Source organism: Staphylococcus sp. 8AQ (assembly GCF_902506595.1).
GTDB lineage: Bacteria > Bacillota > Bacilli > Staphylococcales > Staphylococcaceae > Staphylococcus > Staphylococcus pasteuri.
In genome coordinates this window covers 987,858-1,000,025 of sequence record NZ_LR733871.1, presented here as the reverse complement: position 1 = coordinate 1,000,025, position 12,168 = coordinate 987,858, and the positions used below count along the sequence as shown (strand labels likewise).

General features: G+C 32.5%; 12 protein-coding genes. All 12 read left to right on the top strand.

All coding sequences use genetic code 11. The features are described from left to right. Positions 1–26 precede the first annotated feature (26 nt). Complete coding sequence (gene cmk / locus GVY01_RS04860; RefSeq protein ID WP_017637958.1) at positions 27–686, top strand: (d)CMP kinase; 660 nt, start codon at positions 27–29, stop codon at positions 684–686. Between the two features lie 269 nt (positions 687–955). Next, the gene (gene rpsA, locus GVY01_RS04855) at positions 956–2,134 is read left to right on the top strand and encodes a 30S ribosomal protein S1 (protein WP_029055324.1); all 1,179 of its coding nucleotides are present in this window, start codon (positions 956–958) and stop codon (positions 2,132–2,134) included. Positions 2,135–2,307: 173 nt separating this feature from the next. Then, a complete protein-coding gene (gene der, locus GVY01_RS04850) occupies positions 2,308–3,618 on the top strand; it encodes a ribosome biogenesis GTPase Der (protein ID WP_017637960.1) in 1,311 nt (436 codons plus the stop codon). Between the two features lie 19 nt (positions 3,619–3,637). After that, on the top strand, positions 3,638–4,636 hold the full coding sequence (locus GVY01_RS04845) for an NAD(P)H-dependent glycerol-3-phosphate dehydrogenase (protein ID WP_159333661.1): 999 nt from the start codon (positions 3,638–3,640) through the stop codon (positions 4,634–4,636). Positions 4,637–4,807: 171 nt separating this feature from the next. Next, a complete protein-coding gene (locus GVY01_RS04840) occupies positions 4,808–5,080 on the top strand; it encodes an HU family DNA-binding protein (RefSeq protein WP_001043863.1) in 273 nt (90 codons plus the stop codon). Positions 5,081–5,333: 253 nt separating this feature from the next. Then, positions 5,334–5,906, top strand: a complete 573-nt coding sequence (locus GVY01_RS04835; protein ID WP_159333660.1) for a heptaprenyl pyrophosphate synthase subunit A — start codon at positions 5,334–5,336, stop codon at positions 5,904–5,906. Between the two features lie 2 nt (positions 5,907–5,908). Then, positions 5,909–6,616 carry a demethylmenaquinone methyltransferase gene (locus GVY01_RS04830; protein ID WP_017637963.1) on the top strand — a complete coding sequence of 236 codons (708 nt, stop codon included), beginning with the start codon at positions 5,909–5,911 and terminating at the stop codon, positions 6,614–6,616. Between the two features lie 20 nt (positions 6,617–6,636). Then, complete coding sequence (locus tag GVY01_RS04825; RefSeq protein WP_037536644.1) at positions 6,637–7,596, top strand: polyprenyl synthetase family protein; 960 nt, start codon at positions 6,637–6,639, stop codon at positions 7,594–7,596. A 133-nt stretch (positions 7,597–7,729) separates the two neighbouring features. Next, positions 7,730–8,179, top strand: coding sequence for a nucleoside-diphosphate kinase (ndk, locus tag GVY01_RS04820; protein ID WP_017637965.1), 450 nt, complete (start codon positions 7,730–7,732; stop codon positions 8,177–8,179). A gap of 420 nt (positions 8,180–8,599) precedes the next feature. After that, complete coding sequence (gene aroC, locus GVY01_RS04815) at positions 8,600–9,766, top strand: chorismate synthase (RefSeq protein ID WP_017637966.1); 1,167 nt, start codon at positions 8,600–8,602, stop codon at positions 9,764–9,766. A gap of 24 nt (positions 9,767–9,790) precedes the next feature. After that, positions 9,791–10,855 carry a 3-dehydroquinate synthase gene (gene aroB, locus GVY01_RS04810; protein WP_017637967.1) on the top strand — a complete coding sequence of 355 codons (1,065 nt, stop codon included), beginning with the start codon at positions 9,791–9,793 and terminating at the stop codon, positions 10,853–10,855. Between the two features lie 11 nt (positions 10,856–10,866). After that, on the top strand, positions 10,867–12,168 hold the full coding sequence (aroA, locus tag GVY01_RS04805; RefSeq protein ID WP_108016935.1) for a 3-phosphoshikimate 1-carboxyvinyltransferase: 1,302 nt from the start codon (positions 10,867–10,869) through the stop codon (positions 12,166–12,168).

Sequence of the window (12,168 nt, the reverse complement as noted above, 5' to 3'; positions counted from 1 at the left end):
CAAACAACAAGGTAGGTATTTCGATAATGAGTTTAATTAATATTGCTTTAGATGGTCCTGCAGCTGCAGGTAAAAGTACAATTGCTAAACAAGTTGCTAGTAAGCTTTCTATGATTTATGTAGATACTGGTGCTATGTATAGAGCAATTACATACAAATATATACGTACTAACCAAACAGAAGATTTTGAAGCACTGATTAAAAATACAACATTAGAATTAACTTATGACGAAACAAAAGGCCAACGTGTGATGCTTGATAATGAAGATGTAACAGATTATTTAAGAGAAAATGATGTTACTAACAACGTTTCATATGTCGCTTCAAAAGAACCAGTTAGATCATTTGCAGTTAAAAAGCAAAAAGACTTAGCTGCTAAAAAAGGTATAGTTATGGATGGAAGAGATATCGGTACAGTTGTACTTCCAAATGCCGAACTAAAAGTATATATGATTGCTTCTGTTGAGGAACGCGCTGAACGTCGTCAAAAAGAAAATGAATTACGTGGCATCGAGTCAAACTTGGAACAATTAAAAACTGAAATTGAACAACGAGATAACTATGACATGAATAGAGAGATTTCACCACTAAGAAAAGCTGATGATGCCGTTACATTAGATACAACAGGTAAATCTATTGAAACAGTAACTAACGAAATTTTAAAAATGGTTGATCAAATTAAATAATTAACTGAAAGCTATGTAAACGTTATAAGCAGAAACGTTTATATAGCTTTTATTATCCCTTATAATAGAATTAGATTGAATCTTAATATTAATAAACACTATAAATATACATCTTCAACTTTAAATTGAAATTTATTTAAAAAATTCACTTTTTAATTGCATCTATGAAATCAACATAAAGTTTCTTAAAGTGTAAAAGGGGAATTTCTTGACAATTCAGTCAGTTTGTAAGATGTTATACTTATGTAGTGTATAAGGAGGCAGACAAGATGACTGAAGAATTCAACGAATCAATGATTAAAGATATTAAAGAAGGTGACAAAGTCACTGGAGAAGTACAACAGGTTGAAGATAAACAAGTAGTTGTGCATATTAATGGTGGAAAATACAATGGTATAATCCCTATTAGCCAATTATCCACACATCATATTGAAAAACCTAATGAAGTAGTTAAAGAAGGCGATGAAATAGAAGCCTATGTAACGAAAATTGAATTTGATGAAGAAAATGATTCAGGTGCATATATTTTATCTAAAAGACAACTTGAAACTGAAAAATCATATGACTATTTACAAGAAAAACTTGATAACAATGAAATAATTGAAGCTAAAGTAACAGAAGTTGTGAAAGGTGGATTAGTTGTCGATGTAGGACAACGTGGTTTCGTACCTGCTTCATTAATTTCAACAGACTTTATCGAAGATTTCTCTGACTTTGAAGGACAAACAATCAAAATTAAAGTTGAAGAATTAGATCCTGAAAATAACCGTGTAATCTTAAGCCGTAAAGCTGTTGAACAAGCTGAAAATGACGTTAAAAAAGCATCATTATTAGAATCACTTAATGATGGAGACGTGATTGAAGGTACAGTTGCTCGCTTAACAAACTTTGGTGCTTTTGTTGATATTGGTGGTGTAGATGGATTAGTTCACGTTTCTGAATTATCACATCAACATGTTCAATCTCCAGAAGAGGTTGTTTCAGTTGGCGAAAAAGTGAAAGTAAAAGTAAAATCAGTTGATAAAGATACTGAACGTATTTCATTATCAATCAAAGATACTTTACCAACACCATTCGAACAAATTAAAGGTCAATTCCACGAAAATGACGTTATCGAAGGTACAGTTGTAAGATTAGCTAACTTCGGTGCATTCGTTGAAATTGCTCCTGGAGTACAAGGCTTAGTTCATATCTCAGAAATTGATCATAAGCACATTGGTACACCAGGTGAAGTATTAGAACCAGGTCAACAAGTTAGTGTTAAAATCTTAGGTATTGATGAAGACAATGAACGTGTATCATTATCTATCAAAGCTACTTTACCAAACGAAGATGTAGTTGAAAGCGATGCTTCTACAACACAATCTTATTTAAATAAAGATACTGAGGAAGATAACCCTACTTTAGGTGATGTCTTTGGTGATAAATTTAAAGACCTTAAATTTTAATAAACAATAAATTATATTTACACTCCAATTAGAGTTATCTCTTTAATTGGAGTGTTTTTTTACATCTTCTCAAGTATTATTTAATATATTTAGTCGTTTGTTACAAACGTATTTTGAATCAGTGCTTGCATGTGATAAAATTATAGAGATTAAGAAAGAGAGGAAGTTAACAAATGACTAAACCTATAGTAGCAATTGTAGGCAAGCCTAATGTAGGGAAATCTACAATTTTTAATAGAGTAGTCGGCGAACGTGTTTCTATCGTTGAAGACACGCCTGGTGTAACCAGAGACCGAATCTATTCATCAGGTGAATGGTTAACTCATGAATTCAATATTATAGATACAGGTGGTATTGAAATAGGAGATGCACCATTCCAAACACAAATTAGAGCACAAGCAGAAATAGCCATCGACGAAGCGGACGTTATCGTATTTATGGTTAATGTTAGAGAAGGATTAACACAAAGCGATGAAATGGTAGCACAAATGCTCTATAAAAGTAAGAAACCTGTCGTTCTCGCAGTAAACAAAGTAGATAACTTAGAAATGCGTAACGACATCTATGATTTTTATTCTTTAGGATTTGGAGAACCTTATCCAATTTCAGGTTCGCACGGTTTAGGTTTAGGTGATCTATTAGATGCCGTCGTTGAAAACTTTGGTGAAGAACAAGAAGACCCATACGATGATGATACAATTCGTTTATCAATTATTGGTCGCCCAAATGTAGGGAAATCTAGTTTAGTCAATGCCATTTTAGGTGAAGAACGTGTCATTGTTTCTAATGTTGCTGGTACTACAAGAGATGCTGTCGATACAGAATATTCATTCGACGGTCAAGATTATGTGTTAATAGATACAGCTGGAATGCGTAAAAAAGGTAAAGTATATGAATCTACTGAAAAATATTCAGTCTTAAGAGCATTAAAAGCAATTGAACGTTCAAATGTCGTCTTAGTTGTTATCGATGCAGAACAAGGTATTATTGAACAAGATAAACGTGTCGCTGGATATGCACATGAAGAAGGTAAAGCAATCGTCATTGTTGTTAATAAATGGGATACAGTAGAAAAAGACAGTAAAACGATGAAGAAATTTACAGAAGACGTTAGAAAAGAATTCCAATTCTTAGACTACGCACAAATTGCCTTTGTCTCAGCTAAAGAACAATTAAGATTGAAAACGTTATTCCCTTATATTAAAGAGGCAAGTGAAAATCATAAAAAACGTGTACAAAGTTCAACATTAAACGAAGTAGTGACTGATGCAATTTCAATGAATCCTACTCCAACAGATAAAGGTAGAAGACTAAATGTCTTTTATACAACACAAGTTGCGATTGAACCGCCAACATTTGTTGTATTTGTTAATGACGTTGAATTAATGCATTTTTCTTATAAACGTTATCTTGAAAATCAAATTAGACATGCCTTTGGATTTGAAGGTACACCTGTTCATATCATTCCAAGAAAAAGAAATTAAAACGGAGGGGAATATTAATATGACTAAAATATCAGTTTTTGGTATGGGAAGTTTTGGTACAGCATTAGCCAATGTATTAGCACAAAATGGCCATGATGTACTAATGTGGGGTAAAAATGACGAAAACGTCGAAGAATTAAATACACATCATATGAATAAAAATTATTTAAAAGAAGCAAAACTAGATCCATCTATTAAAGCCAGTACAGATTTAAGCAAAGTTGTAGATTTTGCAGATATATATTTAATGGCTTTACCTACTAAAGCAATGAGAGAAGTTGCTAGTAAAATCGATGGATTACTAACTACTAAAAAGACTTTTATTCATGTTGCAAAAGGTATTGAAAATGGTACATTCAAATGTGTATCTGAAATGTTGGAAGATTCAATCTCTCCTGAACACAATGCAGGTATTGGTGTATTATCAGGACCAAGTCACGCTGAAGAAGTTGTTATCAAACAACCTACAACTGTGGCGGCATCATCAAAAGACGAAGCAGTAAGCCAATTGATTCAAGATTTATTTATGAATGATTATTTAAGAGTATATACAAATAATGATTTAGTCGGTGTTGAGCTAGGTGGCGCATTGAAAAACATCATTGCAGTAGCAAGTGGTATCGTAGCTGGAATGGGATTTGGTGATAATGCAAAAGCAGCTCTTATGACACGTGGTTTAGCTGAAATTAGTCGCTTAGGAGAAAAATTAGGTGCCGATCCTATGACATTCTTAGGTTTAGGTGGCATAGGTGACTTAATTGTAACTTGTACATCAACTCATTCTCGTAACTTTACATTAGGTTATAAATTAGGCCAAGGTAAAACAACAGATGAAGCACTTGAAGAAATGAAAATGGTAGTTGAAGGAATTTATACAACTAAATCTGTTTATTATTTAGCACAAGAAGTTAATGTTGATATGCCAATCACTACAGCATTATACAAAGTGTTATTCGAGGATGTTCCTGTTAAAGAAAGTATTAAAGAATTAATGGGTAGAGACAAAAAATCAGAATAATAAAGTGTCATTTTACACTTTATTGATGTGTTTTCCAAAAAAATTAATTCTAATCGTATTATTTTAAGGTTTTTAATATATAAATCGTTGCGGTGACAGTAATCAGTGTGTTAAAGTCTAACCATAATGATATAATGATATCATTATCAAACCTCAGGAGGTGAATTCATAATGAATAAAACTGATTTAATCAATGCAGTTGCAGAACAAGCTGATTTAACTAAAAAAGAAGCTGGTTCAGCAGTAGACGCTGTTTTTGAATCTATCCAAAACTCACTTGCTAAAGGTGAAAAGGTACAATTAATCGGTTTCGGTAATTTTGAAGTACGTGAGCGTGCTGCTCGTAAAGGCCGTAACCCTCAAACAGGTAAAGAAATCGACATTCCTGCAAGTAAAGTTCCAGCATTCAAAGCTGGTAAAGCATTAAAAGATGCAGTAAAATAATTTTACTTAAAAAAGCCCTTCGAGGGCTTTTTTCTTTTTGTATAAAATAAAAATTTAGTTCTCTATCAAAAAGAGAAAAATTAATTAACTATTTAACATAACTCCAAATACATAATCATATAATACATAAAAAGCGTTACTTTTTACATAAGTATAAATTCTGTAATCTAATAAAGATGAGAAGGGACTCTAATATTTAATTTTTTGATATATAATGTTAATATAAATAGTGATAATATCGTGAGGTGTGAACATGGAAAATACTGTAAGCAAATTAAATATAGATATTAAGCAAAGGCTTAAGGGTATAGTTGATTATGAAACCATACAAATCAATGAAAAGTTGGGTCAATTTTTAGACACATGCTCACTACCTGAAAAAGCAAAGTTAGCTTGCCTCACAATCGACACTTCGATGAAACATCTAGATGACATATCTAACAATCGTTTATCAAAGCATTCTATTTTAGTTGGAGATTTATTAAGTGCACATTTCTATACTATACTAGCTGAAATAAATGATCCTGAATATCAACTAGCAATGAGTAAAGCTATTGTTGAAGTGAGCGAGCTTAAATCTTCACTACATCAACATGTATTAACTGATGAAGAAGCGAGTGACGCAATTTTTAAAATTGAAACATTATTCCCATATATTACGTTAACTCATTTTAATAATGAAGGAAATGCAACTCAGATATATGACTTTTTATATGACGAAGTACATGACTACTATCCATCATATTTAAAAAATTATAATAAAGAACGTGTTAATCTAATTATGAAAGACATCAAACAAACGCTAGATAAAAGAAGAGGTAATTAAAGATGGCTGAAAATAACGCAAAAAAAGAACAAGTTCATACGGTATTCCAAAATATTTCAAAAAAATACGATAGACTTAATAACATTATTAGTTTCGAGCAACACAAAGTGTGGAGAAAACATGTTATGAAAGAAATGTCAGTTAAAAAAGGGAGCAAAGCCCTTGATGTATGTTGTGGTACTGCTGATTGGACAATCGCTTTAAGTAAAGCTGTAGGTCCTGAAGGAGAAGTAACTGGTATTGATTTCAGTGAAAACATGTTAGAAGTAGGCAAAGAAAAAACATCAAATATGGATAATATTAATTTAGTCCATGGAGATGCCATGAACTTACCATTTGATGATAATTCATTTGATTATGTCACAATTGGATTTGGCTTACGAAATGTGCCAGACTATTTAGGCGCATTAAAAGAAATGAATCGTGTACTTAAACCAGGCGGTATGGTTGTATGCTTAGAAACGAGTCAACCAACATTACCTGTATTCAAACAAGTATATCGTTTATATTTTAAATTTGTGATGCCAATCTTTGGTAAATTATTCGCTAAATCAAAAGAAGAATATGAATGGTTACAACAATCTACTTTTGATTTTCCAGGTAAAGAAAAATTAAAACGATTATTTCAACAAGCAGGATTTAATAACATAAAAGTACGTAGCTTCACAGGTGGCGTTGCTGCAATGCACCTTGGCTATAAACAAAAATGATACGACCAAAGGTGATTAACGTGGCAAAGTTAAACATGAACAATGAAATAAAAAAAGTTGAAAAGCGTCTAGAACAATCAATTCATAGTAATGATAAAGTACTTGAAGAAGCCGCTTTTCATTTACTTTCTTCAGGTGGAAAACGTGTTAGACCAGCTTTCGTCATTCTTAGTAGCCAGTTCGGTAAAGAAGAAGGCGTTTCAGAAGATACGTATAAAGTGGCTGTAGCATTAGAACTCATTCATATGGCAACATTAGTCCATGATGATGTTATCGATAAAAGTGATAAACGACGTGGAAGACTTACAATTTCTAAGAAATGGGACCAAACAACAGCGATTATCACAGGGAACTTCTTACTTGCGTTAGGTTTACAACATTTATCAGAAATTAAAGACCAACGTGTTCATGAAATTTTATCTGAATCTATCGTGGACGTATGTCGTGGTGAATTATTCCAATTCCAAGATCAATTCAATAGCGAACAAACGATTACTAACTATTTAAGAAGAATTAACCGTAAAACTGCTTTACTAATTCAGTTAGCTACAGAAGTAGGTGCTATTACGTCTCAATCTGACAAAGAAACAATTAGAAAGTTAAAAATGATTGGTCATTACATCGGAATGAGTTTTCAAATTGTCGACGATATACTCGATTTTACTAGCACTGAAAAGAAATTAGGTAAGCCTGTAGGTAGCGATTTGATGAATGGTCACATCACATTGCCAGTTTTGCTTGAAATGAGAGATAATGCATCTTTCAAAGATATGATTGCTCACTTAGATAGAGACAGTAATAAAGAAGAATTTGAAAAATGTATAGATATTATACGCAATTCAAATAATATTCAAGTTTCAAAAGATATAAGTGAAAAATACTTGAATAAAGCGCTCAATCTAATTGATGAATTAGATGATAATCAAGCCCGAAACTTATTTAAAAAGTTAATTAAAAAAATGGGTTCTAGAAATGTGTAAATCATGTAAATCAGCTTGAAAGCGCTTTAATTAATTGGTAGTATATAAGTTAGCTACTTTATAATTAGCGGACAAGTTAATTTATACATACTTCAGAAGCTTGTTATTTTAAATTACAGGGGGACAACACAAAGTGGAACGTACATTTTTAATGATTAAACCAGATGCAGTACAAAGAAATCTTATCGGAGAAATAATTTCTCGTATTGAGAACAAAGGATTAAAACTTGTAGGTGGCAAATTAATGCAAGTACCACAAGAATTAGCTGAAAAGCATTATAGCGAACATGAAGGTAAACCTTTCTACAACAATTTAATTTCTTTCATTACTTCTGCACCAGTTTTTGCAATGGTTGTTGAAGGTGAAGATGCTGTAGCGGTTTCTCGTCATATCATCGGAAGCACAAACCCATCTGATGCTACTCCTGGATCTATTAGAGGAGATTTAGGTTTAACAGTTGGTAGAAATATCATTCATGGTTCTGATTCAGTGGAATCTGCTCAAAGAGAAATTAGTTTATGGTTTAATGATGAAGAAGTAAATACTTATGAATCTCCTAGAGATGCTTGGTTATACGAATAAAAAAATAAAATTTAAATAAGTAATTCATTTTATCCTTAGAGCCTGAGACATAAATCAATGTCTCAGGCTTCAATTATATATTGGCAGTTGTTGCATTAGTTATAACTTATTTAGCACCTTAGCTAAAACTAATGCGTAAATATCACTAACCCAATTTAGGAAGTGGTCTTTATCATTTTTTTATTTGGTTCTTTAACAAAATAATATGCAAGTAATTATAATTCAATCAAAACTTGTACAAAATAATATCATCTGTTATCAATCAATTAATTTCATTTAGAAATAAATCTTAAACTCATATTTTTGATTTGTAATAAAAATGACGTTAGCTCGATAAACTTATATTGATTTATTGATTGTGATATTATTAAACACATATAATAATTCATAAAAGAACTAAAAGGAAAGGAGTGTGCTTTAGTGAGATATTTAACTTCAGGAGAATCACATGGCCCACAACTAACAGTAATAATTGAAGGTGTTCCAGCTAATTTAGAAATTAAAGCTGAAGATATTAATAAAGAAATGTTTAAACGACAAGGCGGATATGGTAGAGGCCGTCGTATGCAAATTGAAAAAGACGCTATCGAGATTGTTTCAGGTGTAAGAAATGGCTATACACTAGGAAGCCCGATTACACTAGTCGTAACAAACGATGATTTTACTCATTGGAGAAATATCATGGGTATTGAACCAATTAGTGAAGAAGAACGAAAAAATATGAAACGTACTATTTCTAAACCAAGACCAGGACATGCTGATCTTGTTGGCGGAATGAAATATAACCACAGAGATTTACGAAACGTCTTAGAACGTTCTTCAGCTAGAGAAACAGCTGCTCGTGTAGCAGTGGGTGCTGTTTCTAAAATATTATTAGCTCAATTAGATATTCATATATATAGTCGTGTTGTAGAAATCGGCGGCATAAAAGATGAAGGTCTATACGATGCTGAGACATTTAAATCTAATATCGATAAAAATGACGTTCGAGTTATTAATGAAGATATTGCTCAACAAATGAGAGATAAAATTGATGCAGCTAAAAAAGAAGGCGACTCAATTGGTGGCGTGGTTCAAGTAATGGCAGAAAATATGCCTGTAGGAATCGGAAGCTATGTTCATTATGATCGAAAATTAGATGGTCGTATAGCTCAAGGTGTAGTAAGTATTAATGCCTTTAAAGGAGTTAGCTTTGGCGAAGGATTTAAAGCCGCTGAAAAGCCTGGTAGCGAAATTCAAGACGAAATTATGTATAACGAAACTCAAGGATACTATAGAGCTTCAAACCACTTAGGTGGATTTGAAGGTGGTATGTCAAACGGAATGCCTATCATTGTTAATGGTGTAATGAAACCTATTCCTACATTATACAAACCATTAAACTCAGTAGATATCAACACAAAAGAAGATTTCAAAGCAACGATTGAACGCTCTGATAGTTGTGCTGTTCCAGCAGCAAGCGTTGTTTGCGAACATGCAGTCGCTTTCGAATTAGCTAAAGCATTATTAGAAGAATTCCAAGCTAATCACATTGATCAACTAAAAGCACAAATCGCAGAACGTCGACAGTTAAATATCGAATTCTAATCCTCATAAATCAGGTGAATAAATATGAAATTAAATACAACTTATCAAGATAATAATTATCCAATTATTGTTGAGCATGGTGCTATTAATCAACTACAAGATTTCACTCAATCTTATGATCAGTCATTTTTTATCATTGATGAAACAGTGTATCAACATTTCAAAGATAAAATAGATCACTTTATTAGTGTGAATCACGCTCATAAAATAATCATTCCATCGGGTGAACAAACGAAATCTTTTAATTACTTCCATGAAATTGTCGAACATATTTTAAGCTTTCAAATTACGAGAAATACAGCAATTATCGCTATTGGTGGAGGCGCAACAGGTGACTTTGCAGGATTTATAGCTGCAAGTGTATTAAGAGGCGTGTCATTTATACAAGTCCCAACAACTATCTTAGCCCATGATTCAAGTATTGGTGGTAAAGTTGGAATTAATTCTCAACATGGTAAAAACTTAATCGGTGCATTTTATCGACCTAAAGCTGTTATTTATGATTTAGATTTCTTAACAACATTACCATATAGTGAAGTACTTAGTGGTTATGCAGAAGTCTATAAACACGCATTACTGAATGGTCAAGAAGACACTAGCAATATCGAACAACATTTTCCTAATAAAGAAGTATTAGCGTCATTAGATGATATTGAAACGTATATTTATAAAGGTATCGAAACAAAGTTAAATATCGTTGTGAATGATGAAAAAGAGCAAGGTATGCGTAAGTTTTTAAATTTAGGGCATACATTTGGCCATGCTATTGAATATAAATATAAAATTCCACATGGTCATGCTGTGATGATAGGTATTGTTTATCAATTTATCGTGTCTAATCAAATATTACAAACCACATTTGATATTGATCATTATCTTAATTATTTAGAATCACTAGGATATCCAATTAATATTATAAAAGAATTGGAATTCGATGATATTTATCAATATATGCTTTTAGATAAAAAGAATAATCAAGATGGCATTCAAATGGTACTAATGAAATCATTAGGTCATGCAGTTGTAGAACATGTAGACAAATCTACACACTTAGCTGCATTTAACGAACTTCAATCAAAAATAAAGTAGGTGAATAAATGATGTCGACTACACAAACAATTGATATTAATGGTCCTTTAATAGGGAGCATAGAGGTGCCTGGTGACAAATCCATCACACACAGAGCAATTATGCTCGCATCATTAGCAACAGGACAAACAACAATATATAAACCATTATTAGGTGAAGATTGTAAAAGAACGATGGCCATCTTTGAACTTTTAGGTGTAACAATCACCGAAGAAGAAGATCGTATTATTGTTGATTCACCTGGTTATCAAAATTTTAAAACGCCACATCAAGTTCTGTATACAGGTAATTCAGGCACAACAACACGTTTATTAGCCGGATTGTTAAGTGGTGTTGGTCTGGAAAGTGTATTATCGGGAGATGTTTCAATCGGTAAACGTCCAATGGATAGAGTATTAAAACCATTACTAAAAATGAACGCACAAATTAGTGGCGTGGATGGTAATTACACACCCTTAATTATTAAGCCTTCAAATATTAAAGGCATGCAATATACTATGGAAGTAGCTAGTGCCCAAGTAAAAAGCGCTATATTATTTGCTAGTATCTTTTCTAAAGAATCTTCTAGCATCACAGAAATAGATGTTAGCCGTAACCATACAGAGACTATGTTTGAACATTTTAATATTCCTATTTCAGTTAATGATAAAACGATTACTACCAAACCATTAGCAGTACAACATATACAACCACGTGATTTTCATGTTCCAGGCGATATTTCTTCTGCTGCATTTTTCATCGTTGCAGCCTTAATCACACCTGGCAGTGATGTTACAATTCATAATGTTGGCATTAACCCAACTCGTTCAGGTATCATAGACATCGTTAAACAAATGGGTGGTCATATTGAACTTAGTGACATTACAGAAGAATCGGAACCGACTGCATCTATACGTGTGCGTTATACACCAAATTTAAAACCCATTCAAATACATGGAGAACTTGTACCGAGAGCAATTGATGAATTACCCGTCATTGCATTACTTTGTACACAAGCTTCAGGTACGAGTGTGATTAAAGATGCAGAAGAATTAAAGGTTAAAGAAACAAACAGAATTGATACAACAGCAGATATGCTAACTCAATTAGGTTTTGAATTGCAACCAACAAATGATGGTCTTATAATCCATCCTTCTGAATTTAAAACTAGTGTCACAGTTGATAGTCAAACCGATCACCGTATAGGAATGATGTTAGCTGTTGCATCACTACTCAGCTCAGAACCTTTATCCATAGAACAATTTGATGCAGTTAATGTTTCATTTCCAGGTTTCTTACCAAAATTCAAGCTTTTAGAAAATGAGGGAAAATAG